Source organism: Dietzia sp. SL131, from assembly GCF_026672565.1.
Taxonomy (GTDB): domain Bacteria; phylum Actinomycetota; class Actinomycetes; order Mycobacteriales; family Mycobacteriaceae; genus Dietzia; species Dietzia kunjamensis.
Window position 1 is genome coordinate 1403148 of the sequence record NZ_JAPPRI010000003.1, and the last position, 23399, is coordinate 1426546.

Annotated in this window: 22 protein-coding genes and 1 pseudogene; 3 read left to right on the forward strand and 20 right to left on the reverse strand. The window is 70.5% G+C overall.

Features of this window, described 5'->3' with window-relative positions; genetic code table 11:
• Positions 1–18 precede the first annotated feature (18 nt).
• Positions 19–1320 (forward strand): alkaline phosphatase family protein, encoded by a 1302-nt coding sequence (locus OVA21_RS07345; protein ID WP_067717908.1) that lies wholly within the window; start codon positions 19–21, stop codon positions 1318–1320.
• A 27-nt stretch (positions 1321–1347) separates the two neighbouring features.
• On the opposite strand, the gene aspS is transcribed toward OVA21_RS07345, so the two are convergent.
• Positions 1348–3147 (reverse strand): aspartate--tRNA ligase, encoded by a 1800-nt coding sequence (gene aspS, locus OVA21_RS07350; protein WP_067717905.1) that lies wholly within the window; start codon positions 3145–3147, stop codon positions 1348–1350.
• A 235-nt stretch (positions 3148–3382) separates the two neighbouring features.
• On the opposite strand from aspS, the gene ypfJ reads away from it, so the two are divergent.
• Positions 3383–4306: a KPN_02809 family neutral zinc metallopeptidase gene (gene ypfJ / locus OVA21_RS07355; RefSeq protein ID WP_067717902.1), complete on the forward strand. Its 924-nt coding sequence runs from the start codon at positions 3383–3385 to the stop codon at positions 4304–4306.
• Between the two features lie 76 nt (positions 4307–4382).
• Here ypfJ and hisS read toward each other — a convergent pair whose 3' ends face one another.
• A complete protein-coding gene (gene hisS, locus OVA21_RS07360; RefSeq protein WP_268092142.1) occupies positions 4383–5663 on the reverse strand; it encodes a histidine--tRNA ligase in 1281 nt (426 codons plus the stop codon).
• A 45-nt stretch (positions 5664–5708) separates the two neighbouring features.
• Positions 5709–6374 carry an MBL fold metallo-hydrolase gene (locus OVA21_RS07365; protein WP_096905410.1) on the reverse strand — a complete coding sequence of 222 codons (666 nt, stop codon included), beginning with the start codon at positions 6372–6374 and terminating at the stop codon, positions 5709–5711.
• 210 nt (positions 6375–6584) lie between these two features.
• Between OVA21_RS07365 and OVA21_RS07370 the strand changes: the two genes are divergently transcribed.
• On the forward strand, positions 6585–7508 hold the full coding sequence (locus tag OVA21_RS07370; RefSeq protein WP_120283356.1) for a peptidylprolyl isomerase: 924 nt from the start codon (positions 6585–6587) through the stop codon (positions 7506–7508).
• 115 nt (positions 7509–7623) lie between these two features.
• Here OVA21_RS07370 and OVA21_RS07375 read toward each other — a convergent pair whose 3' ends face one another.
• From OVA21_RS07375 to OVA21_RS07455, 17 genes and pseudogenes are all read right to left on the reverse strand, one after another.
• Positions 7624–10017 carry a RelA/SpoT family protein gene (locus tag OVA21_RS07375; RefSeq protein WP_120283358.1) on the reverse strand — a complete coding sequence of 798 codons (2394 nt, stop codon included), beginning with the start codon at positions 10015–10017 and terminating at the stop codon, positions 7624–7626.
• Between the two features lie 46 nt (positions 10018–10063).
• Positions 10064–10621 (reverse strand): adenine phosphoribosyltransferase, encoded by a 558-nt coding sequence (locus OVA21_RS07380; protein ID WP_120283360.1) that lies wholly within the window; start codon positions 10619–10621, stop codon positions 10064–10066.
• A complete protein-coding gene (secF, locus tag OVA21_RS07385) occupies positions 10618–11679 on the reverse strand; it encodes a protein translocase subunit SecF (RefSeq protein WP_253003643.1) in 1062 nt (353 codons plus the stop codon). The genes OVA21_RS07380 and secF overlap by 4 nt, the downstream gene beginning before the upstream one ends.
• Positions 11676–13304 carry a protein translocase subunit SecD gene (gene secD / locus OVA21_RS07390; protein ID WP_268093123.1) on the reverse strand — a complete coding sequence of 543 codons (1629 nt, stop codon included), beginning with the start codon at positions 13302–13304 and terminating at the stop codon, positions 11676–11678. The genes secF and secD overlap by 4 nt, the downstream gene beginning before the upstream one ends.
• Positions 13305–13448: 144 nt before the next feature.
• Positions 13449–13757, reverse strand: a complete 309-nt coding sequence (gene yajC, locus OVA21_RS07395) for a preprotein translocase subunit YajC (RefSeq protein WP_120283366.1) — start codon at positions 13755–13757, stop codon at positions 13449–13451.
• Between the two features lie 89 nt (positions 13758–13846).
• Positions 13847–14965 (reverse strand): Holliday junction branch migration DNA helicase RuvB, encoded by a 1119-nt coding sequence (gene ruvB, locus OVA21_RS07400; RefSeq protein ID WP_067717874.1) that lies wholly within the window; start codon positions 14963–14965, stop codon positions 13847–13849.
• Positions 14965–15564: a Holliday junction branch migration protein RuvA gene (ruvA, locus tag OVA21_RS07405; RefSeq protein ID WP_268092145.1), complete on the reverse strand. Its 600-nt coding sequence runs from the start codon at positions 15562–15564 to the stop codon at positions 14965–14967. The genes ruvB and ruvA overlap by 1 nt, the downstream gene beginning before the upstream one ends.
• Positions 15561–16220 (reverse strand): crossover junction endodeoxyribonuclease RuvC, encoded by a 660-nt coding sequence (locus tag OVA21_RS07410; RefSeq protein WP_268092146.1) that lies wholly within the window; start codon positions 16218–16220, stop codon positions 15561–15563. Before OVA21_RS07410 ends, ruvA begins: the two co-directional genes overlap by 4 nt.
• 61 nt (positions 16221–16281) lie before the next feature.
• On the reverse strand, positions 16282–17034 hold the full coding sequence (locus OVA21_RS07415) for a YebC/PmpR family DNA-binding transcriptional regulator (protein WP_067717865.1): 753 nt from the start codon (positions 17032–17034) through the stop codon (positions 16282–16284).
• An 81-nt stretch (positions 17035–17115) separates the two neighbouring features.
• Complete coding sequence (gene pdxT / locus OVA21_RS07420; protein WP_067717862.1) at positions 17116–17730, reverse strand: pyridoxal 5'-phosphate synthase glutaminase subunit PdxT; 615 nt, start codon at positions 17728–17730, stop codon at positions 17116–17118.
• Positions 17727–18600: pseudogene (locus OVA21_RS07425) on the reverse strand (acyl-CoA thioesterase). Before OVA21_RS07425 ends, pdxT begins: the two are co-directional and overlap by 4 nt.
• Positions 18601–18607: 7 nt before the next feature.
• Positions 18608–19513 carry a pyridoxal 5'-phosphate synthase lyase subunit PdxS gene (gene pdxS, locus OVA21_RS07430; RefSeq protein ID WP_120283374.1) on the reverse strand — a complete coding sequence of 302 codons (906 nt, stop codon included), beginning with the start codon at positions 19511–19513 and terminating at the stop codon, positions 18608–18610.
• Between the two features lie 95 nt (positions 19514–19608).
• A complete protein-coding gene (locus OVA21_RS07435) occupies positions 19609–19758 on the reverse strand; it encodes a hypothetical protein (protein WP_268092147.1) in 150 nt (49 codons plus the stop codon).
• 438 nt (positions 19759–20196) lie between these two features.
• Entirely contained in the window at positions 20197–21312 is a 1116-nt protein-coding gene (locus tag OVA21_RS07440) for a glycosyltransferase family 4 protein (protein WP_163376076.1), read from the reverse strand.
• 7 nt (positions 21313–21319) lie between these two features.
• Complete coding sequence (locus tag OVA21_RS07445) at positions 21320–22228, reverse strand: phosphatidylinositol mannoside acyltransferase (protein WP_163375823.1); 909 nt, start codon at positions 22226–22228, stop codon at positions 21320–21322.
• Positions 22225–22869, reverse strand: a complete 645-nt coding sequence (gene pgsA, locus OVA21_RS07450) for a phosphatidylinositol phosphate synthase (RefSeq protein ID WP_163375824.1) — start codon at positions 22867–22869, stop codon at positions 22225–22227. Before pgsA ends, OVA21_RS07445 begins: the two co-directional genes overlap by 4 nt.
• Positions 22870–22881: 12 nt before the next feature.
• Positions 22882–23394, reverse strand: a complete 513-nt coding sequence (locus OVA21_RS07455) for an HIT family protein (RefSeq protein WP_240341336.1) — start codon at positions 23392–23394, stop codon at positions 22882–22884.
• Positions 23395–23399 lie beyond the last annotated feature (5 nt).

The following is a 23399-nucleotide window of genomic DNA, read 5'->3' on the forward strand; positions in this document are numbered from 1 at the left end:
CGTCAGGACCCCAGCCCCATGTGCCGCGACGACAACCCCACCCACGGACCCACACTCACCCGTCGTGAGGCGCTCGCCGGCGCCGGCATGGTCGCCGCCGGCGCCGTCGGGGTGACCCTGCTCGCCGACCCCGCCCCCGTGTGGGCGAACCCGGTGCGCCCGGTGGCCGACGACCTCGACGTCTACGTGATCGTCACCGACGGCATGAGGCCCGACGAACTCAACCCGGCCCAGGCGCCCACCCTGCACCGATGGGCCACCGAGGGGACGCGGTTCACCGACGCCTCCTCCGTGATGATCGCCGAGACCCTGCCCAACCACGCCGCCATGGTCACCGGGGTGCTGCCCGCGCGCAACGGGGTGCCCGCGAACGCCATCTGGGACCACGCGATCGGGGACGAGAGGACCCTCGACCGGCCCGACGACCTGCGGGCGGCCACCGTGCTGGACCGCATCCGGACCGAGGCGGGTCTGACCACCGCGAGCGTGCTCAGCAAGGACTACCTACACGGCCTGTTCGGCGGCCGCGCGAGCGTGCAGTGGGCACCCTTCCCGCTGGTGCCGGTCACCGACCACTCGCTCGACTGGTTCACCGTCGAGGCCCTCAAGCAGACCATCACCGACCACGCCCCGCGGATGACGTTCGTCAACCTCGGCGACATGGACCGCTTCGGCCACATGGACCTGTCCGGCACCTCACTGCGACTGGCCCGCAACCAGGCGGTGTACAACTCGGACCACAAACTCTGGGACCTCGAGCAGTACCTGCGGTCCACCGGCCGGTGGGAACGATCGGTGCTCATCGTGCTGGCCGATCACGGCATGGACTGGTCGGAGCCGCTGCGCCTCATCAGTGCCGCCGGCGCGATCGACGCCGACCCCGCGCTGCGCGGGCGCGTCGGGATCGCCCAGAACGGGGGCGCCGACACCTTCGCCCACCTCGGCCCCGCCGGAGAACGCGAGGCGACCCTGGCGCGCCTGCGTGAGGTGGTCGGCGCGCTCCCGGGCGTCAACCGCCTCTACGATCCGGCCGAACTCGACCTGGGCGAGCGCGGTGGCGACCTCGTGGCCACCTGTCATCCGGGATGGCGGTTCTCCGACCCCACCCCGTTCTCCAACCCCATCCCCGGCAACCACGGACACGAGGTCACGCTCGGCATCCCGTTCTTCATCGCCGGCGGGCACCGGATCGTCCGCCGGGGGCAGGTCGTCGACCGTCCCGTGCGCACCCTCGACGTGGCGCCGACGGTGGCCCGGCTGTTCGGACTCGACCACTCCGGGATGGACGGGCGCCCGGCGCTGGAGGCGTTCCACCTCTGAGACGCCCGGGGCCGCCCGCCCCGGGTACTACTCGGCTGCGGCCCCGTCCTGGGCGGCCTGCCCGCGCTGGACCGGCTTGGCGTCGATGCCGGACTCCTTGCGCTGCTGGGTGGTGATCGGCGCGGGAGCGTCGGTGAGCGGGTCGACCCCGCCGCCGGACTTGGGGAAGGCGATGACGTCGCGGATGGACTCGGTTCCGGCCAGCAGCGCACAGATGCGGTCCCAGCCGAAGGCGATGCCACCGTGCGGGGGGGCGCCGTAGGAGAAGGCGTCGAGCAGGAACCCGAACTTCTCCTGCGCCTCCTCCTGCGAGATGCCCATGACGCCGAAGACCCGCTCCTGGACGTCCTTGCGGTGGATACGGATCGACCCGCCACCGATCTCGTTGCCGTTGCACACGATGTCGTAGGCGTAGGCCAGCGCCGATCCCGGATCGGTGTCGAACGTGTCGAGGTGCTCGGGCTTGGGTGAGGTGAACGCGTGGTGCACGGCGGTCCACGCACCGGAACCGACGGCCACATCGCCGGCGGCGGTGGCGTCGTCCGCGGGCTCGAACATCGGGGCGTCGACGACCCAGGTGAACGCCCACCGGGTGGGGTCGATCAGGCCGAGCTTCTCGGCGATCTCGCCGCGTGCCGCACCGAGGAGCGCCCGGGTGGACTTGACCGCTCCGGCGCCGAAGAAGATGCAGTCCCCCGGCTCCGCGCCCACGTGCGCGGCGATCCCGGCGCGCTCGGAGTCCGACAGGTTCTTGGCGACGGGGCCGCCCAGCTCGCCGTTCTCACCGACGAGGATGTACGCCAGGCCCTTGGCGCCTCGCTGCTTGGCCCACTCCTGCCAGGCGTCGAGCTGACGACGGGGCTGCGACGCCCCGCCCTTCATGACGACCGCGCCGACGTATGGCGCCTTGAACACCCGGAACGGGGTGTCGGCGAAGAACTCCGTGCACTCGACCAGTTCGATGTCGAACCGCAGGTCGGGCTTGTCCGAACCGTAGCGACGCATCGCCTCGTCGTAGGTCATGCGCGGGATGGGGGTCGGGATCTGATGCCCGGCGGTGGCCCACACCTCGGTGAGGATCTCCTCGGCCACGGCGATCACGTCGTCCTGGTCGACGAAGCTCATCTCCACGTCCAGCTGCGTGAACTCCGGCTGCCGGTCGGCGCGGAAGTCCTCGTCCCGGTAGCAGCGGGCGAGCTGGTAGTACTTCTCCATCCCGGCCACCATGAGCAGCTGCTTGAACAGCTGCGGCGACTGCGGGAGAGCGTAGAACGTCCCCGGCTGCAGGCGGGCGGGCACGAGGAAGTCGCGGGCCCCCTCGGGCGTCGAGCGGGTCAGCGTGGGCGTCTCGATCTCCACGAAGTCGTGGCGCGCCATGACGTTGCGGGCGGCGGCGTTGACCTTCGACCGCAGGCGCAGTGCGGCGCCCGGGCCCTCGCGCCGCAGGTCGAGGTAACGATGGCGCAGACGCGCCTCCTCACCGACCTCGTCGTCCAACTGGAACGGCAGGGCCGCGGCCTCGCCGAGGACCTCGAACGAGGTCACGTCGACCTCGACCTCGCCCGAGGCGAGGTTGGGGTTCTCCGACCCCTCCGGGCGGCGGTCCACCACGCCGGTCACGGCCACGCAGTACTCGTTGCGGAGGCGGTGTGCGCGCTCAGCGACGTCCTCCGAGCGGAACACCACCTGGCAGACGCCGGTCGAGTCGCGGAGGTCGACGAAGATGACCCCGCCGTGATCCCGGCGGCGCGCGACCCAGCCGGCCAGGGTGATGGTCTCCCCTGCGTCGGCGGCTCGGAGCTGGCCGGCGGAATGGGTGCGCAGCACTGCGGTTGTCCTCTCGTCGGGAAAAGTCGTGTGGTCGGCGAACTCCGGAACGGACCCACCGCCGGATGAGCGGTCGGCCCCGGGTTCGGACGAGGGACAGTCTACGTCCACCCCCGGGTGTTCCCCGTGTCGGCTGTGACGGCGTACCGCCGGCCCATACAGTGATCCGACAAGCACCGTGGTGGTGCGGCGTGCCCGGGTGGACCGGCGGCCGGTGTGGACGAGAGGTGACGATATGACGTTCCGGCAGGGCGGGAGACTGGACACCAGCGGGGTCTCCGGCGGGGGCCGAGGGGGTCGCCGGGGGATGGCGGTCGGTGGGGGTGTCAGTGGCCTCGTCGTCGTCGTCATCGCGTTGTTCCTCGGCGTCGACCCCGGCCAGCTCGGACTCGACGGCGGTGGCACGGACCCGGGCGCCACCGGCGGCCGGGCACAGACCTCCGACTCGGCGCAGCAGTTCCAGGCCCACATCGACCAGTGCGACCTGCAGCAGGCCAACACCGACACCATCTGCCGCGTCGTCGCCACCACCGAGAGCCTCGAGGACGTGTGGAACACACAGTTGCCCGACCAGATCGGGATGCGCTGGGTCCAGCCCCACACCACCATCTTCACCGGTGCCGTCGACACCGGATGCGGTGGCGCCTCCTCCGACATCGGACCGTTCTACTGCCCGGCCGACGAGGGCGTCTACCTCGATCCGGCGTTCTTCGACCGGGTCCTCGTGCGCCAGCTCGGTGGCCCACCCTCCGGCGCGGCGCAGATGTACGTCGTCGCCCACGAGTTCGGCCACCACCTGCAGACCATGCTCGGCGACATCCGCCGGTCGCAGCAGGACCCGCAGGGCCCTTCCTCGGGTGCGGTCCGGGTCGAACTCCAGGCCGACTGCTACGCCGGCCTGTGGGCCCACTACGCCACCTCGACCCCGGCGCCCGACGGCGGCCCGCCGCTGCTGGAGAGCCTCACCGGGAGCGACGTGGACGCGATCGTCCGGACCGCCGAGGCGATCGGCGACGACCACATCCAGCGCACCGGCGGCGCCCGTGTCGACCCGGGCTCGTGGACCCACGGGTCATCGGAGATGCGCCGACAGTGGTTCCTGACGGGCTACGAGCAGGGCTCGATGCAGGCCTGCGACACCTTCCGCGCACAGCTCTGAGGCGCACAGCTCTGAGGCGCCCGGCTCTGGCGCGTGGGCGGGGCCCCGGTCGGTCAGTGCCGCCGGACCGCCGGGGTCACCGGGCGACGGCCCTGGTCACGTGGTCGACGAGACCCTCCAGGGGCACAGGTTCCTGCTCGCCGGTGGCCATCGTCTTGACGACGGCCGTGGAGGTGGCCAACTCGTTCTCCCCGACGACGACGGTGACCGCCGCTCCGGAGCGGTCCGCGGCCTTGAAGGCGCCCTTCATGCCGCGGTCCCCATATGCCATGTCCGCGCGGAGCCCGCTGCGGCGGAACTCGGCGAGGACGGGCACCAGGGTCGCCTTGGCCTGCGCGCCGAGAGCCACCGCGTACACGTCGACGCGCCCCTCGGCCGCCGGGTCGATCCCCTCGGCCTGCAGTGCCAACACCGTGCGGTCCACACCGATACCGAACCCGATGCCGGACAGCGCCTGGCCGCCGAGCTGCTCCATCAGGCCGTCGTAGCGGCCGCCGCCACCGATCCCGGACTGGGCGCCGAGGCCGTCGTGCACGAACTCGAAGGTCGTCTTGGTGTAGTAGTCCAGGCCCCGCACCATGCGGGGATTGACCTCGTACGCGACGCCCAGGGCGTCCAAGTGCGCCCGAACGGTCGCGAAGTGCTCGGCGCTCGCGTCCGACAGGTGATCGATCATCAGTGGAGCGCCCTCGAGCTGGGCACGCACCTCGGGGCGCTTGTCGTCCAGGACGCGCAGCGGATTGACCCGCGCGCGTTCCCGCGTCGCCTCGTCGAGGTCCAGCCCGGTGAGGAAATCCTGGAGCCGTTCCCGGTAGTCGGGGCGGCACGTCTCGTCTCCGAGTGAGGTGAGCTCGAGGCGGAACCCGGTGAGTCCGAGGGAGCGGAACGCCTCGTCCGCGACGGCGATCACCTCGGCGTCCAGCGCCGGGTCGTCGACGCCGATCGCCTCGATGCCCACCTGCTGGAGCTGGCGGTACCGGCCGGCCTGGGGGCGCTCGTACCGGAAGAAGGGCCCCGCGTAGCAGAGCTTGACCGGGAGCTGGCCTCGGTCCAGCCCGTGTTCGATCACCGCACGCATGACCCCGGCCGTGCCCTCGGGGCGCAGGGTGACGCTCCGGCCGCCCCTGTCGGAGAACGTGTACATCTCCTTGGACACCACGTCCGTCGACTCCCCCACGCCGCGCGCGAACAACGCCGTGTCCTCGAAGATCGGCAACTCGACGTGCCCGTACCCGGCGCGACGGGCGGCGGTGGTGATGGCGTCCCGGACCGTCACGAACCCGGCGGACGCCGGAGGCACGTAGTCGGGAACACCCTTCGGTGCCTTGAGTGCGGTCTTCTTGACGTTGCCGGTCACTGGTGAGGCGTCCTTGGGTCTCGAGGGGCGGGTGGGGTGGTGGGTCTAGAGGTCGCGTAGGAACGGATTCGACCGACGCTCACGACCGATGGTCGTGGACGGCCCGTGCCCGGGTAACACGACGGCGTCGTCGTCCAGGACGAGGAACTTCTTGGCGATGGACTGCATGAGCACCTCGGTGTCCCCCGCGGGCAGATCGGTGCGTCCCACACCGTCCTGGAACAGTACGTCCCCACCGAGCACGACCAGCCGGGGTCCGTCCTCGGTCTGCACGGTGATCCGGAACGAGACCGAGCCTGGGCTGTGACCCGGGACGTGGTCCACGTCGAAGGTCATCGAGCCGAGGGTGAGGGTGTCGCCGTCGAACACCTCGATGACCTCGGCCGGCTCCGTGAAGGTGACGCCCTTGAGCATCGCCGACAGGTCGAGCGAGAGGCCCTTGCCCGGATCGGAGAGCATCTCGCGGTCCTCGGGGTGGATGTAGGCGGGGACCCCGTAGTGATCCGCCACCTGCCGTGCGTTCCAGATGTGGTCGAGGTGCCCGTGCGTGAGCAGCACCGCGCGGGGCCGGAGCCCGGCCTCGGAGATCTGACGGCGGACCTGTTCCTCCGCGTCCTGCCCCGGGTCGACGACCACACAGTCGCCCGCGTCGTCCGCCACGATGTAGCAGTTGGTCTGGAACATCCCGGCGGGGAAACCGACGATCTGCACGTCCCGTACTCCCTTTCTCGACACTGTCGGCGCCGTTCGGCGCCCGGTGCCGGGCAACGGCGCCCGACACCGGAGTGGCGTTCGGCCGTCACTACCCGACCTGGTAGACAAGGACCCTGGGCTGGACCGCCGCGTGGGGCTCTTCACGGAGCCCCACCGTACGGGTCCGCCCGTGGAGTCCCAGCCTAGTCCAGGTCCCCAGGAGGGTCAGTGTCCACCAACCAGGAACGCCGAGCCGAGGCGCGCCAACGTCTGCGTGAGCAGATGGAGGCGCAGGCGCGCCGCGAGAAGCAGCTGAAGATCGCCGGTGCCTCGGTCGTGGTGGTGGTCCTCCTCGGCATCGTGGGCGTCGTGGTCTGGAACAAGGCGGAACAGTCCCGCGCCGAGCAGTACGCCGCCGACTGGGTGTCCTGCGAGTACCCGCAGGACACCAGTCCCATGGAGAAGGTCGACCCGGCGGAGTTCGAGGACCAGGGGCCCGAGATCGTCGCCGAGGCACGTCGTTTCAACGAGCAGGTCGACGAGATCGAGGAGTCCAAGCGCGAGATGGACCCCCCGACCGGGGACCAGCCCAGGAGAGGGACGGCCGAGATCGTGGTGACCACCGGTAGCGGCGAGATCCCCCTGACGCTCGATCGTGAGGGCGCCCCCTGCAACGTCGCGAGCTTCGTGCACCTCGCCGAGCAGGAGTACTTCGACGACACCGAGTGCCATCGACTGACGCAGGGCGGGGAGGGTTCGCAGCTCTCCGTCCTGCAGTGTGGTGACCCCACGGGGACCGGGCTCTCGGGCCCCGGGTACTCGATCGTGGACGAGCCGCCCACCGATCTCCCCGTGGCCGAGGACGGTTCGGGTATGTCGGTCTACCCGCGCGGCACGGTCGCCATGGCGAAGTCGCAGGCGCCGAACAGCGCCGGGAGTCAGTTCTTCCTCGTGTACGAGGACTCCATGCTGCCGCCCGAGTACTCCGTGATGGGCACGATCGGCGAGTCCGGTCTGGAGGTCCTCGACGAGATCGCCGAGGCCGGGACGAAGAGCGACGACCAGAGCGATCCGGACTACGAGGCACCGCGCCGACCGGTGGTGATCGAGAAGGTCACGGTCGGCGCCCAGGAGGGTCTGCCCGAGGCGTGAACCCGTAGCACCCGGCCGTGAGCACCGGCCCCGGCCTCCCGGCCGGGGCCGGTGTCGTCCCACCGGGTCCGCGACCGCCGGCCGCGGAGGGGTCGGTCAGCCGCGGAGGCGTCGGTCAGTTCGAGGTCATCCGGTAGACGTCGAAGACGCCTTCGACCTTGCGGACCGCACCGAGGACGTGACCCAGGTGTTTGGGGTCGGCCATCTCGAAGGTGAACCGGGAGATCGCCACCCTGTCGTCGCCCGCGGTCTGCACCGAGGCGGAGAGGATGTTGACCTTCTCGTCGGCCAGCACCTTGGTGATGTCGGAGAGCAGACGGTGACGGTCGAGGGCCTCCACCTGGATGGCCACGAGGAACACCGCGCCCGGCTGGGGCGCCCACTCGACCTTGACCAATCGCTCCGGCTCCCGGTGCAGGTCGGAGGCGTTGGTGCAGTCGGTGCGGTGCACGCTGACCGAGCCGCCGCGCGTGATGAAGCCCAGGACCTGGTCCCCCGGCACCGGGGTGCAGCAGCGGGCGAGCTTGGCGTGGACGTCCTCGACACCGCCCACGAGCACGCCGGCCCCGGAGGTCGTGGGGCGGGGCGGGGTCATGGTCTTGTCGCGGGAGCGGTCGGCCAGTTCCTCGGTGACCTCGTCCACGCCCCCGTGGGCGGCGATGAGACGACCGACCACGGTCTTGGCGGAGACGTGGTTCTCCCCGATCGCCGTGTAGAGCGCGGTGACGTCGGCGAATCCGAGTTCGCGGGACACGCCGGCGAGCGACTCGTTGGAGAAGATGCGGTGGACGGGGACCCCGCCGCGTCGGACCTCACGGGTGATGAGGTCCTTGCCCCGCTCCAGGGCCTCCTCGCGGCGCTCCTTGGCGAACCATTGCCGGATCGAGCTCTTGGCGCGGCCGGAGACCACGAACTTCTGCCAGTCCAGGCTGGGGCCGGCGTTGTGGTCCTTGGAGGTGAAGACCTCCACCACCTCGCCGTTCTCGAGCGGGCGCTCGAGGGCGACGAGTTTGCCGTTGACCCGTGCCCCGATGCAGCGGTGACCGACCTCGGTGTGGACCGCGTAGGCGAAGTCCACGGGCGTGGCGCCGACCGGCAGGTTGATGACGTCCCCCTTGGGGGTGAAGACGAAGATCTCCTTGCTGGTCATCTCGAAGCGCAGAGAATCCAGGAACTCGCCGGGATCGGCGGCCTCACGCTGCCAGCTGAGCAGTTGCCGCATCCACGCCATCTCGTCGACCTCGGCGGGGTCGCCGTTGTGCTTGCCGCGGGTCTCCTTGTAGCGCCAGTGCGCCGCGATGCCGTACTCCGCGTTGCGGTGCATCTCGTGGGTGCGGATCTGGATCTCGAGGGGTTTGCCGTCGGGTCCGATCACGGTGGTGTGCAACGACCGGTACACGCCGAAGCGGGGCTGGGCGATGTAGTCCTTGAACCTCCCCGGCATCGGCTTCCACGTCGAGTGGACGACCCCGATCGCGGCGTAGCAGTCGCGCACGTCCTCGCACAGGACACGGATGCCCACGAGGTCGTGGATCTCGTCGAACTCCCGACCGCGCACGATCATCTTCTGGTAGATCGACCAGTAGTGCTTGGGTCGGCCCTCGACCCGCGCCTGGATGTGCGCCTTCTCGAGGTCCGCCCTGACCCGGTTGGTCACCGTTTGCAGGTAGACGTCGCGGCTGGGGGCCCGGTCGGCGACGAGCCGCACGATCTCCTGGTACTTCTTCGGCTCTAGGATCGCGAAGGCGAGGTCCTCGAGTTCCCACTTGATGGTCGCCATCCCCAGCCGGTGCGCGAGCGGGGCGATCACCTCGAGGGTCTCCCGCGCTTTCTTGACCTGCTTCTCCGGCGGCAGGAACCGCATCGTCCGCATGTTGTGCAGGCGGTCGGCGACCTTGATCACCAGGACGCGGGGATCGTGTGCCATCGCGATGATCATCTTGCGGATGGTCTCCGCCTCGGCGGCCTCGCCGAACTCGACCTTGTCCAACTTGGTGACGCCGTCCACCAGATGGGCGACCTCACCGCCGAAGTCGGCTTCCAGCCGCGCGAGCGAGTAGTCGGTGTCCTCGACCGTGTCGTGCAGCAGCGCCGCCACGAGCGTCGTGGTGTCCATCCCCATCTCCGCGCAGATGGTCGCCACGGCGAGTGGATGGGTGATGTAGGGGTCGCCGGATTTGCGGTAGACGCCCTCGTGTTGCTTCTCGGCGAGCGTGTACGCGCGGGCCAGCAGACCGACGTCGGCCTTGGGGTGGTGTATCCGGTGGACGCGCACCAGCGGTTCGAGAACCGCCGGTGTGGAGGTGACGGTCAGTCCCGAGGTGAGGCGGCGCGCCCACCGCGCTCGCACCCGTCGACCGGCGGACGGGCGGTTGCCCGGGATCACGGGGAGCGGTTGGGTCGAGGGTTGGGGTGTCGGGGGCTGGGGTGTCGAGGGCTGGGGTTGAGCCGTCTGTCCGGGTTGCGCGCCCCCGTCCGGCTGCCCGGCGGGGTCCTGCCGTTGCGTCATCTCCGGCTCCTCCCTCCAGTTCCGGGCCGTCAGGAACGGCCGGCGGTCACGCGACCGTGAGGCAGGTCAGCGGTGTGGCGGCCAGTCTATCCCGCCCCCCGAGGCCGGGGACCTCGAGTACCACGGACAGCCCCGCGACGATCGCCCCACAGTCCTCCAGCAGACCGACCGCGGCGGTGAGGGTCCCCCCGGTGGCGAGGACGTCGTCGACGACGAGGACGCGCTTCCCCCCGAGATCGAGCCCGTCCGCGGGGAGTTCCAACGTGGCGGCGCCGTACTCGAGCTCGTAGGACCGCGAATGCACCGGTGGCGGGAGCTTGCCGGCCTTACGGATGGCCAGGACCCCGGTGTGTAGCCGCACGGCTGCCGCGCCGGCGAGCAGGAACCCCCGGGCGTCGAGCCCGGCGACGTAGTCCACACTGCCGATCTCGTGCCCGGCGATCAGCCCGGCGACGACGGCATCGAAGCCGTCGGCGTCCGCGAGGACCGGAGTGAGGTCGCAGAACTGGACGCCCGCGGAGGGGAAATCGTCGACGCGACGCATCAACCGCTCCACGGCCGAACTGATGGCAGGTGAGACGGGGCTGAGAGTTGGTTCGGTCATGCGGCGGCCTCGGCCTTCTCGCGTCGGGCCAGGACCTTGGCGGTCTGGCGTCTGATCTCCGGATCGCGGTTCTTGAGCGACACCAGCAGGGGTGTGGCGAGGAATACCGAGGAGAAGGTGCCGGTGATGATCCCCACCATCTGGACGAGTGCCAGATCCATGAGGGTGCCCACCCCGAGGATCCACACGGCGATCACGACCAGCGCCAGCAGGGGCAGCACGCCGATGATGGTGGTGTGGATCGAACGCATGAGGGTCTGGTTGACACCCAGGTTCGCCTCTTCGGCATAGGTGCGGCTCGTGGTGTGTCTGATGCCGCGGGTGTTCTCCTCGACCTTGTCGAACACGATCACCGTGTCGTACAGCGAGAAGCCGAGGATGGTCAGCAGACCGATCACGGTGGCCGGGGTGACCTCGAAGCCGACGAGAGAGTAGACACCGGCGGTGGTCAGTACGTCGAACAGCAGGGCGACGATGGCTGCGGTGGCCATCCGCCACTCGAAGCGGAACGCGATGTAGGCGAAGACGATGACGAGGAACACCCCGAGTGCGATCAGTGCGTTCTCGGTGACCTGTCCTCCCCAGCTCTCCGAGCGCGCGGAGTCGCCGATCGCCTCCACTGAGGCGTCACCGTCGGCCGTGACCGGCCGGAACTCCTCGAAGAGGGCGTTCTTGGCCGCACGGATCTCGTCGCTGGTGAGGAACCGCGTCTCCACCTCGACGATGCGCGCGTCCCCGGCTCCGACAATCTGCACCGTCTGCGGTTCCTCACCCACCGACTCCTCGACCACCGCGGCCACGCGGCTCTTGTCGTGGTCGGCTGCGGGCATGGTGAGCTTGGTGCCACCGGTGAAGTCGATACCGAAGCTGAAGCCACGGAAGATGATGCTCGCCAGGCAGATCGCCACGATCACGGTGGTGAGGACGTAGAACCTCCGGCGGTTCGGGACGATGCCGAACGCCCCGGTCCCCGTGTAGAGCCGCGTGAACAAACTGTCGGACCGGCCGGCGGGGGCGGCGGCGCCGCTCCCGGGCTCGGTGGTCGTGGGAGTGCTCATCGGCCCTCCTCCTCATCGGTGGCGGGACGCTCGGTGCGCGGTTCGGTGATGGTGTCGCCGCCCGGGCCGCGGATGGTCGCGGTGACCCCGCGGCCCTGGCCCTGCTCGAGATCGCTCTCGGTCTTCCGGTCGATGCGGCGCTGTTCCGCCGCGGCTGCCTGGAGGTTCTCCATCCGTCCCATCCCGTTCGCCCAGGTCTTGGCGAAGGTGGGTTTGGTGGAGGCGAGGTAGACGAGCGGCCAGGTCACGGTGAACGCGACGAAGACGTCCATGATGGTCGTGAGGCCCAGGGTGAACGCGAATCCGCGCACCTCGCCGCTGGCCAGCAGGTAGAGCACCAGCGCTCCGATGAGGCTGACCATGTTGCCGGTGACGATGGTGCGGCTGGCACTCTTCCAGGCCCGCGGCACCGCGGATCTGAAACGGTGGCCGTCCCGCAGTTCGTCCTTGATGCGCTCGAAGAACACGACGTAGGAATCGGCGGTCATGCCGATACCGATGACGAGGCCCGCGATGCCCGCGAGGTCGAGGCTGTAGTCGACGGTGTATCCGAGGAACACCAACAGGATGTAGGTGAGCAGGAACGACAGGGCCAGCGAGAGGAACGCCAGCACACCGAGCAGGCGGTAGAAGAAGGCCGAGTACGCCAGTACCAGCAGGAATCCGATGGCGCCCGCGAGCAGGCCCGCCTCGAGCGAGGCCAGACCGAGGGACGCCGGGACGTTGTCGACGTTGGGGTCCTCGAAGGAGATGGGCAGGGCACCGTAGCGCAGGTTCGCGGCGAGAGAGGCCGCCTCGTCCGTGCTGAAGTCACCGGTGATGGAGGTCGCCGAACCGACCGGCGTGACGCCCTGGACGACGGGCGCGCTGATGACCTCGCCGTCGAGGAGGATGGCGATCTGCCGCTGGAGGTTCTCCTGGGTCAAGCGGGACCAGGTGGCGCTGCCCTGCTCACCGGGTCCGGCGTTGAACCGGAAGGAGACCTCGTTCTTGGCGGCCTGCTGGTTGAACCCGGAACTGACGGAGTCCTTGACGATCTGTTGCCCGTCGAGCCGCTTCCCGTCCTCCGGTTCCCCGATGAGCAACGGGACCGGGCCGAGGACGTACTTGGCGCCCTCGCCGCAGGCGATGAGGGCCTGGGACGGGTCGTCGAAGCCGGCCAGGACATCGCGCTCCGGGCAGCGGAAGGTCGCGAGGGTCTCGGTGAGCTCCTGCGGGTCGCCCTGGCGGAGCTCGCGGGCCTCCTCGACCTCCCTGGCGACGGCGTCGCGGTCCCCCTTGGCGGCGGGCACGGGCTCGACGTCGCCCTCGGCGACGGGCTGGACCTGCAGCACGGGACGGATCGTCAGCTGTGAGGTGGTGCCGAGGTCACGGGCCTGGCTGGAGTCCTCACCGGGCACCGTGAGGACGATGTTGCTGCCCTCGATGACGACCGAGGTCCCGGCGACGCCGAGCCCGTCGACCCGGTCCCGGATGATGTCCTGGGCCAGTTGTAGGTCCGCCTCGTCGGGGTCTCCCTTGGGGATCAGCGTGACGCGGGTACCGCCCTGCAGATCGATGCCCAGCTTCGGCGTCAGGCCGCGCTCGGCGACGGCGAAGGCGCCGAGGAAGAAGATGAACAGCACCAGGAAGAACGCGGACAGCAGCGCCCACGGTCTGGGGCGGGCGTCGGCGCCTCGAGGACGAGCTGGTGACACAGGTGATCTCTCTCGGTCTTCGTCTGGGGCCTCCGGCCGGAGGGCCCCATTACACTACTCGCCGGTCGTGGCCTACAGGGAATCCGCGGCACCGGTGCCGGTGTCGGCTCCGGGGGGCGTACCGGCGTCGATCTTCTCGCGGATGACCCGACGGTCCCACTGGGTGTGGACACCCTCCGCGATCTCCAGTTCCACGGTCTCGTCTCCCACGGAGACGATGGTTGCGCGGAGGCCCGAGGTGGTGAGCACGCGATCACCCGCCGTCAGTGAGGCCTGCATCTCCCGCATGTCCTTCATCGCCCTGCGTTGTCTCGTGCTCTGCAGGACCATCAGCACGATCAGCACGACGATCATCAACGGCAGCAGCAGTTCCAGTCCCATTCGGGTCCTCCTGACATGGACCCGCCGGTTCCGGGTCGCTGGCGGGTCCGGGCTACGGACGGTCTCGTCCGAGGATGCCAGTCCGGGGCTCAGCCGCGCGCGCCGGGGCCCCGGTCGACCTCGACCGGCAGCATTGGCTGCCCGGCCGCGTTGTCGGAGCGGGTGAGCCCCAGGTGGTCCCACGCCGCGGCGGTGGCGATCCGCCCGCGCGGGGTGCGTGCGAGCAGACCGGCGCGGACGAGGAAGGGCTCGCAGACCTCCTCGAGGGTGGTGGACTCCTCCCCCACGGCCACCGCCAGAGTGCTCAGTCCGACGGGCCCGCCCTCGTGTTGGACGAGGAGCGCCCTCAGGACCGCGCGGTCGAGACGATCGAGCCCCAGTTCGTCCACTTCGTACACCTCGAGGGCGGCCCTGGCGACGGGCACGGTGATGCGACCGTCGGCCCGGACCTCGGCGAAGTCACGGACCCGCCGCAGGAGCCGGTTGGCGATACGGGGTGTGCCCCGCGACCGGCCGGCGATCTCCAGCGCGGCATCGGGCTCGACGGGGATGGCGAGGATGTCCGCGGCGCGGGTGACGATCCTGGCGAGGTCGGTGTCCGTGTAGAAGTCCATGTGCGCGGTGAACCCGAACCTGTCGCGCAGCGGACCGGTCAGCGCTCCGGATCGCGTGGTGGCACCGACCAGGGTGAACGGGGCGATCTCCAGCGGGATCGAGGTGGCACCGGGCCCCTTGCCGACCATGATGTCGATCCGGAAGTCCTCCATCGCGAGATAGAGCATCTCCTCGGCCGGGCGCGCGATGCGGTGGATCTCGTCGATGAACAGCACGTCGCCCTCAATGAGATTGGAGAGCATCGCGGCGAGGTCGCCGGGTCGTTCGAGGGCGGGACCGGAGGTGATCCGCAGCGATCCACCGAGTTCGGCCGCGACGATCATCGCGAGACTCGTCTTGCCCAGCCCGGGCGGCCCGGAGAAGAGCAGATGGTCGGGCACGACCCCACGGCGGGTGGCGGCGGTGAGCACGAGGTCCAGTTGTTCTCGGACCGTCTCCTGGCCGATGAACTCGCCCAGGCTGCGGGGTCGGAGGGCGCCCTCGACGTCGGTGTCGAACGGGGTCGCGGACGCGGACAGCTCGCCCTCCCGGTCCGTTCCGTCGTCGATGTTGGGGGAATACCCGTCGCCGGCCGCGTCGATCGGTCCCGCCATCAGCGCCTACCAAGTGATTTGAGGGCCAGCCGCAGGGCCTGCGCCGGGTCGAGGTCCGGTTCGGCGGCGAGCACCGCGGTGGCGGTCTTCTCGGCCTCCGCGGAGGAGAAACCCAGGCCCTCGAGTGCCTCTGCGACCTCGGTCGCAGCCGACCCGACGGTCGCGCCGCCCGGGATCCCCACGGAACCGCCGTCCGCCACGGGCCCGACCTTGTCCTTGAGTTCCAGCACCATGCGTTCGGCGGTTCGCTTACCGACGCCCGGGACCCGGGTCAACGCCTTGACGTCCCCGGTTCCGAGAGCCCGGACGAGGGCCTCCGGCTCGAGGGTCGCGACGATCGCCAGTGCCAGTCGTGGCCCGACGCCGGAGACGGTCTGGACGGTGAGGAACAACTGACGCGCGTCCACCGAGTCGAATCCGTACAGGGTGAGCGAGTCCTCGCGGACGACCAGCTCGGTGTGGAGCATTCCTTCCGCCCCGCGGCGGAGTCCGGCGAGCGCCGCGGGGGTCGCGTGCACGAGCACCCCGACTCCCCCGGTCTCCACCACGCAGCGGTCCAGGCCGATCTCGGCCACGGTTCCCCGGATCGAGGCGATCACCAGCGCACTCCCTTCGTCCGCGCCATGCCCCGGGCCGCGGCCCGGGCGCGCTCCTGATCGGCGGCCGCGTTGCGACCACCGTGTGCGTTCGACGTGGCCGCGTTCCGCGCGGCCGCCACCTTCGACTCGAACCCGGCGCGGGACCGCGCGACGTGGCCGTCGAGCGCGGCGACCCGACCCTGCATGGGTGCCCGCCAGCTGTGGCACACGGCCAGGGCGAGGGCGTCGGCCGCGTCCGCCGGGCTGGGGGGCTTCTGCAGGCCGAGGATCCGGGTGATCATCAGGGTCATCTGCTTCTTGTCCGCGCGCCCGCTGCCGGTGATGGCGGCCTTGACCTCGGAAGGCGTGTGGAAGGCCACCGGGATGTCGCGGTAGGCGGCGGCCAGTGCCACGACGCCGGCGGCCTGGGCGGTGCCCATGGCGGTGGAGACCTGGTTCTGGGCGAAGACCCGCTCGATGGCGACCACGTCCGGGCGGTGGATCTCCATCCACTCGTCCGCTACGGCGTGGACCGCCCGCAGGCGCCTCTCGAGTGGTTCCTGGGCGGTCGTCCGCACCACGTCCACGTCCAACGCCGTGACGGCCCGACCCGGCTCGGTCTCGATCAGCGCGAGCCCGCACCGGGTCAGTCCCGGGTCCACACCCATCACGCGCATAGCGACCTTTCGCCGACCAGTGGTAGAACCTACGTTCGAGACCCTACCAGTGGCCCGCCCGTCAGGCGTTGAGCGCCGCCAGCACGTCGTCCGGGACGTCGAGGTTGGAGTAGACGTTCTGGACGTCGTCGGAGTCCTCGAGCGCGTCGATGAGCTTGAAGACCTTGGTGGCGCCGTCGGCATCGACCGTCACCTCGACCGAGGCGCGGAACCCGGACTCGGCCGAGTCGTAGTCGATGCCGGCCTCCTGGAGCGCGGTGCGCACCCGGACGAGGTCGGTGGGTTCGCAGACCACCTCGAACTGCTCGCCGAGGTCGTTGACCTCCTCGGCCCCGGCCTCGAGTACGGCCATGAGGACGTCGTCCTCCTCGAGCTCACCCTTGTCCAGAACGATCTCGCCCTTGCGGGTGAACAGGTAGGCCACCGAACCGGGGTCGGCGAGGTTGCCGCCGTTGCGGGTCATCGCCGTGCGCACCTCGCCTGCGGCGCGGTTGCGGTTGTCGGTCAGACACTCGATGAGCAGGGCCACGCCGTTCGGGCCGTACCCCTCGTACATGATGGTCTCCCACTCGGCGCCGCCCGCCTCCTCGCCGGCGCCACGTCTGCGCGCGCGCTCGACGTTGTCGCCCGGGACAGAGTTCTTCTTGGCCTTCTGGATGGCGTCGTAGAGCGTGGGGTTGCCGGCTGGGTCACCGCCGCCCGTACGGGCCGCCACCTCGATGTTCTTGACGAGCTTGGCGAAGAGTTTGCCGCGCTTGGCGTCGATCGCGGCCTTCTTGTGCTTGGTGGTGGCCCACTTGGAATGGCCTGACATGGGATGTTCCGCCCTCCGGGGGTGTCAGTCCGGGCCGACCTCGGTTGGCCGCCCGGTGCGATGTGTCGCTGACTGGCCAGTCTACGAGGTCGACTGCCGCACCATGTCGACGAAGTACCGGTGAACGCGCACATCGTCGGTCACCTCGGGGTGGAAGGAGGTCGCCAGGGCGTTGCCCTGCCGCACCGCGACCACGTGATCGTGGCCGTCGGAGGCGCGGACGCGGGCGAGTACCTCCACGTCGGGGCCCACCGTCTCGACCCAGGGTGCGCGGATGAACACGGTCCGGACCGGGTCGGCGCCGAGGGCGTCGACGACGAGGTCGGCCTCGAACGAGTCGACCTGCCGTCCGAAGGCGTTCCGACGGACGGTCATGTCGATCGCGGAGAACCAGGTGGCGTCGGCCCGGGTGTCCAGGACGACCGACGCCAGCAGGATCATGCCCGCGCAGGAGCCGTAGACCGGCATGCCGCCGGAGATCCTCTCGGCCACCGGTTCGTACATGTCGTAGACGTCCAGAAGCCGACTCATCGCGGTGGATTCCCCGCCGGGCAGGATGAGTCCGTCCACGCCGTCGAGTTCGGAGCGCCGGCGGACGGCCACGGCCCGCGCGCCGACGGACTCGAGGTGGCGGACGTGTTCGGCGACATCGCCCTGGAGGGCGAGGACACCGACGGTCGGGGCGTCCGCGCTCACTTCTTCGACGGGTCGTCGGTGGTGCTCACCGGGAACGGCTGCGCACCCGGGCGCAGGCGCCGGGACAGTCCCTCCTGGGTGACGGCAGCGACGAGCCTGCCGGAGCGGTCGAAGATCCGCCCCTGGGTGAGGGCGCGCCCCCCGAACGCCGACGGCGAGGTCTGGTCGTACAGCAACCAGTCATCGGCCCGGAAGGGGCGCATGAACCACATGGCGTGGTCGAGCGAGGCGTCCTGGGTGGGGCTCGTCGGGGTGCGGGACCTTGGCCGAGCCCAACAGCGTCATGTCCGACATGTACGCGAGCGTGCACACGTGGAAGTTCGGATCGTCCGGCAGCGCGTCGACGCTCCGGAACCACACCCGCTGCTGCGAGGCCAGCACCGAACTCGTCTCCAGGCGGTCCCGGGGGACGATCCGGATGTCCCACTGGGCCCATTCCTCCACGAAGACGCGGTGGGCCTCGTCGAGGTCGTCGATCGTCGGGACGTCGATCTCCTCGGGCCCCACGACCCGGGGCATCGAGTCCTGGTGCTCGATGCCCTCCTGGTCGACCAGGTGGAAGGAGGCCGACATGGAGAAGATCGGCTCCCCCTCCTGGATGGCGGTGACACGGCGGGTGGCGAAGCTGCGACCGTCCCGGAGGCGGTCGACCTGGAAGACGGTCGGCACGTCGGGGATGCCCGGCCGGATGAAGTACCCGTGCAGGGAGTGGACGTGCTTGTCGGAGTCCACGGTCCGGACCGCGGCGACGAGGGTCTGACCGGCGACCTGGCCGCCGAAGGTCCGCTGCAGGTGCGTGCGGATGGCCGGTCCCCGGAAGAGGTCGCGGTCTATCCGCTCGATCTCGAGGATGTCCTCGATCTTCGCCACCGGCGGGTCACCAGCCCCGCTCGGCGAGCCGGTGGGGCTCGGGGATGTCGTCGACGTTGATGCCGACCATGGCCTCGCCGAGGCCGCGGGAGATGGTCGCGAGCATCTCCGGATCGTCGTGGAAGGTCGTCGCCTTGACGATCGCCTTGGCCCGCTCGGAGGGGTTGCCGGACTTGAAGATGCCGGAACCGACGAACACGCCCTCGGCACCGAGCTGCATCATCATCGCGGCGTCGGCCGGGGTGGCGATGCCGCCCGCGGTGAACAGCACCACGGGGAGCTTGCCCGTCTCGGCGACCTCCTTGACCAGCTCGTACGGCGCCTGCAGCTCCTTGGCGGCCACGTACAGCTCGTCGGACGGCAGGCTCTGGAGCTTGCGGATCTGCTGCCGGATCTGGCGCATGTGGGTGGTGGCGTTGGAGACGTCACCGGTACCGGCCTCGCCCTTGGAGCGGATCATCGCCGCGCCCTCGGTGATCCGGCGCAGGGCCTCGCCGAGGTTGGTGGCGCCACAGACGAACGGCACGGTGAAGCCGAACTTGTCGATGTGGTTGGCGTAGTCGGCCGGGGTGAGGACCTCGGACTCGTCGACGTAGTCCACGCCGAGGGCCTGGAGGATCTGCGCCTCGACGAAGTGCCCGATGCGGGCCTTGGCCATCACGGGGATGGAGACGGCCTCGATGATGCCGTCGATGAGGTCGGGGTCGCTCATGCGGGCGACGCCGCCCTGGGCCCGGATGTCGGCGGGGACGCGCTCGAGGGCCATCACGGCCACGGCGCCGGCGTCCTCGGCGATCTTCGCCTGCTCGGCGGTGACGACGTCCATGATGACGCCGCCCTTGAGCATCTCCGCCATACCTCGCTTGACGCGTGCGGTTCCGGTGGTGTTCTCGCTGGACTGCGGGTCGCTCACGAAATAGGCCTTTCCTGGCTCAGACGACGTGTGACAGGGGTCCAGTGTAGGTCTCCCTCACCCCGGCGCCCCAACCGCCGCCCCACCGGGGTTGGTCAGGCCTGCGGTGGCGGTGCGTCGACGAGTTCGACGTACCCGGGCATCGGGGCCCGGCCGGCCAGTCGCAGGAGGCGGACCGGGGCCTGTTCCCGCAGACTGCGGGTGTCGCGGACGGCGTCGTTGTAGAAGCGCCGGGCCATGGACACGCGATCCGAGGCGTCCTCCAGTTCGGCGGCGAGATCGTCGGGCAGGGCGTCCGTGTCGACCCCGGACAGGACGACGCCGAGGGTGTTCTGCGCGACCTCGGCGTCGGGCTCGGGGGCGTCGTCAGGCGCGCTGCCGTCGTTGCGACGGCGTCGGTGGTCGGGGTGCGGCGCGGGGTCCGGCCCGGCGATCGCCCCCGGGGGTGGGCGCGGGCGTGCGCGAGCGCCCGCACCAGGCGGTCCGCGCCCGCCGGGTCCCGCGCCGAGAGGTCGCTGGCGACGGCGGCGGCGACCGTGTGGCGTCGTTCGAGGGCCCCGGTCAGGGCGGCGCGGGCGAGGTCGGTGCGGATGTGGAGCCGGTCCAGGCGGTGGGCGGTGAGGTACGCGGTGAACAACGCCGCGAGCGCGGCGACGAGGACGACGACGACGAGGACGATCAGCTCAGCGGACACGCAGCGTCTCCCCCGGGCCGCGGATGGTCTCGTACACACGCACGACCCGGTCGGCGACGACGGGCCAGTCGTACTCCCGGACCGCCTGGAGACCGCGGGTGCGGAGGTCGGCGCGGCGCCCGGGGTCGGTGAGGACCCTCGTGAGGGCTGCGGCGAGGGCACCGGCGTCGCCGACCGTGGCGAGTTCCCCGCACTCGCCGTCCCGGAGGACACGGCGGAATGCGTCGAGGTCGGCGGCCACGACGGCGGTCCCGGCGGCCATGGCCTCCACGAGGACGATGCCGAAGCTCTCCCCTCCGGTGTTGGGTGCGCAGTAGACGTCCGCCGCGGCCAGCACCGCGGCCTTGCGGGTGTCGTCGACCCGGCCGAGGAACTCCACGTCCAACCCGGCCGGGAGGGCGGCGCGCAGTGTCCGCTCGTCGCCGTCGCCCATGACCCGCAGCCGCAGGCCCGGGACGTCCCGCAGGACGGCGGGGAGCGCTGCGGCGAGCACGCCCATCCCCTTGCGGGGTTCGTCGTAGCGGCCGAGGAACGCCACGGTCGGTGTGTCGGTCGGTTCGGCTGAGGTGTCGACGTCGGTGAACGCGGACACGTCGACGCCGTTGGGGATCTCGACGGCGTCGGAGCCCAGGGCCTCCATCTGCCAGCGGCGCGCCAGGGTCGACACCGCGATTCTCCCGCGGATCTTCTCGAGCAGCGGGGCCAGGACCCCGTCGGCGGCGCCGAGGATCATCGACCCCGTGGTGGAGGTGTGGAACGTGGCCGTGATGGGCCCAGAGGACATCGCCAGGGCGAACATGCCGACGCCCGGGGCGTTGGGCTCGTGGATGTGCAGGACGTCCAGCGGTTGCTCGCGGAGCCACTGTCGGGTGGCCCGCCAGGTGGAGGGGCCGAAGCTGAGCCGGGCCACGGACCCGTTGTAGGGGATCGGGACGCCCGGCCCCGTCAGGGTCATCCCGGAGACCGGCGCGCTGCCGGGACTGCCCGGGGCCAGGACACGGACAGTGTGTCCGCGGCGTCGCAGCTCCTCGGTCAGGTCCACGACGTGGGCCTGCACCCCGCCCGGGGCGTCGAACGAGTAGGGGCAGATCATGCCGATGCGCACGGCGGGGTCAGCGCTCGATCCGCGCACGCCGCTCGGCCGGCAGGTCGTCCAGCCACAGTGGCTGGAGCATGTGCCAGTCCGCGGGGTGCCGGGCGATCCCCTCGGCGAACAGGTCGGCCATCGCCTGGACCGCCGGTTCGATACCACCTGAGACGTCGATGGGCGGGGTGATGCGGACCCGCATCGTCTCCTCGTCGGCGTACCAGAACTGGGCGACCAGCAGCGGCGCGCCGGTCTCCACCGCGAGCCGGGCCGCACCCGCGGGCATGCGCGTCTGCTCGCCGAAGAACGTCACGGGCACCCCGGTCCGGCGCAGGTCCCGCTCCCCCGGTAGGCAGACGATCCCGCCCCCTGCGAGGTACTCGCGCAGGGCGTCCAGCGGCGGGGTGGGTCCGCCCGTGTGCGGGTAAATGGTGAAGCCCAGGCCCTCGCGGAAGTCCAGGAAGCGCTGGTACAGCGATTCCGGCTCGAGTCTCTCGGCGACGGTGGCGAACCCGCCGTAGCGTCGCGCCAGCCAGGTGCCGCCCAGGTCCCAGTTGGCCGAGTGCGGCAGCGCGACGACCACCCCGCGCCCCTGCTCGAGCGCCGCGTCGAGGTTCTCGACCCCGGCGATCGTCCGGTCCATCTCGCGGGCCACGGCCTCGCGGTCCATCGAGGGGAGACGGAAGGCCTCGCGCCAGTAGCGGGCATAGGAGCGGAAGGACTCCCTGATGAGGTCGTCGGGGACCTCGGCCGGGGCGACCCCGAGGACGCGGGCCAGGTTCCTGCGCAGCTGCGAGTCCGGACCCTGTCGGCGGGCCGCGAGATCGGCGCCCACACGGAAGAGGGCGCGCGCGGCCGGCTCCGGAAGGGCGCGCACCACTGCCCATCCGGCGGCGTACCCGAGATCGGAAAGGCGATCACCGAGCGCGCTCATCGGTCTCCCGCCGCGGGGGCGGCGCTACGCGCCACGCGTTCGAGGTAGTCGGTGCGTCCGCCCCACACCCGCTGGATCACCGTGACGAAACTGCCCGCCGCGACGGCGGTCAGCCCGACCTCGAGTGCCCACGGCACCCCCAGCCCCTCGAGGCCGGCGCCGAGCAGGATGAGGACCAGGCGATCGGCGCGCTCCATGAGCCCGCCCGGTGTGCGGAGTCCGCCCGCGTCGGCGCGGGCCTTGGAGTACGACACCACCTGGGACAGGATCAGGCAGGACAGGAGCATGACCAGCGCGTACCGGTTGTCGGGGTCGGTATAGACCAGCCACCACAACAGCGACGCCAGGATCACGCCGTCCGCGACCCGGTCGGAGACCGCGTCGACCAGGGCCCCGTACGGTGACCCGCCCCCGCTCGCGCGGGCGACCGCCCCGTCCACCAGATCGAACAGGGTGCACAGTGCGATGACGATCGCGCCGGCCACCAGGTGACCGGGTCCGAACAGGGTGATCGCCGCGGCGCAGGTCAGCAGGAGGCCGGCGAGGGTGATCCCGTTGGCGGTGACGCCGCTGCGGACGAGGAACGCCGCCAGGGGGTGGGCCACCCTGGCGACCCCCGACCTTCCGTACTCGCTGAGCATTCGACTCCCTGCCTACTTCGAGGTGCGGTCTGGTCCGGACACATCGCCCGGTGACATCGTGGTGGACCACGCCTCCGAGAGCAGCTGCCGCGTCTGTCGGAGGAGCTGCGGGAGCACCTTGGTTCCGCCGGTCACGGTAATGAAGTTCGCGTCTCCGATCCAGCGTGGCACGACGTGTTGGTGCAGATGCTCGGACAGGGACCCGCCGGCCGCGCCACCCAGATTGAGCCCCACGTTGAACGAGTCCGGGTTCGAGACCGCCTTGATGACCCGGATCAGGTGCTGCGTGTACGACATGAGTTCGCGGGACTCGTCGTCGTCGAGGTCCTCCAGGTCCGCCACCTTGCGGTACGGCACCACCATCGAGTGACCCGGGTTGTAGGGGAACAGGTTGAGCACGACGTAGACGTGCTCGCCCCGGGCGACCACCAGCCCGTCCTCGTCGCTCATCCTCGGGATGTCGAGGAACGGCTCCCCCGTCATCCCCTCGGCCGGCTCGGGACGGGACTCGGCGATATATGACATCCGGT